General features: G+C 61.3%; 2 protein-coding genes. Both read right to left on the bottom strand.

From position 1 onward, the window contains the following. The coding region (locus EOA86_RS35945; protein ID WP_164892381.1) for an acyl-homoserine-lactone synthase at positions 1–424 on the bottom strand (424 nt) is incomplete at its 3' end. A 144-nt stretch (positions 425–568) separates the two neighbouring features. Then, on the bottom strand, positions 569–1,034 hold a 466-nt coding region (locus EOA86_RS35940), incomplete at its 5' end, for a LuxR family transcriptional regulator (RefSeq protein ID WP_164892380.1).

Below are 1,034 nucleotides of genomic sequence, written 5' to 3'. Positions count from 1 at the left end.
GGCAATCGATCGTGCGGAAGATCCGGGCCATTCGCGCATCGAAGACCGAAACGATGTGTTCGACGCCGGCAAGCTGTGCTGCCTCGACCAGACCGCACAGCAGTTCGACCGTGGTCGTGTTGACGATGTGGTTTGCGTCCTGACGCGCCACACCAACGGCGAGCTCTGGGTTGACGGCAAAACGCGAACTCTCCCAAATCAGCGGACTCGCGACCGATCCATCGGGAACAAGCACAGCAAAAACATCGCGAAGCATGTTGGGCCCAGTGGTCGGCAGCAGCCGAACCGCGCCTTTCAGCTGCTGCGTGACCTCATCGACGCAAAGCAGATAGAGCGGATCTTCGGCATCGAATCGATCTACTTCTCGTCCATCGACTACGGTGACGTCCCAGGCCAGCCGACCCGCAAAGACGGCGGCGCGCATGCGGAACATCTGCTCAAAAAGGTCGGGATAGTGATGGCGGTACACGCCTTCAATGGCCAGTATCATCCTTTGTCTCCTCGTCGCGAAACGAGGCAGGACGTACGGCCGGAAGCCGGAAGCTGGTATCCGGCTGAACAGCCGGGTTTACGGCACCTTGAAGAGCAAGCCAGACTTCGTGGCAAGTGAGGCGGCGTGTGTGTTGCTCGATGCGCCGAGCTTATGCCGCGCGCTTTCGAGATAACAGCGTACGGTGTGCTCCGAGAGCCCCAGGATAACGCCACACTCCCAAACGGTCTTGCCTTCCGAGGTCCATCGCAAGCATTCGAGTTCCCTCGGTGACAGGCGCGGCTGGGTCCGGAAGACCCCATCGGTTCGCAATACTGCTTCGTGGAGGTGCGCCGCAATGATCGGAAAATGCCGGAAGGTGGTCCGGCGGGCCCAATGCCATTCGCGGCTGTTGAAGTCAGCGGTCACCGAGAACAGGGCCCTGTCGCCGCGGTAGCCATGCACCGGGAAAGAGATCCCCCGCCGGCCGAGCCCAAACTCCGACGCCTCTCCGAAGAACCGCCGCAGATCCCCCTCCCCCTTGCCGAACTCGTCCCAATCGATC

Origin of the sequence: Mesorhizobium sp. M5C.F.Ca.IN.020.32.2.1 (genome assembly GCF_004023105.1) — a bacterium.
GTDB classification, from domain to species: domain Bacteria; phylum Pseudomonadota; class Alphaproteobacteria; order Rhizobiales; family Rhizobiaceae; genus Mesorhizobium; species Mesorhizobium wenxiniae.
The sequence above is the reverse complement of the archived record's forward strand: the minus strand, read 5'-3'. Positions and strand labels throughout refer to the sequence as shown.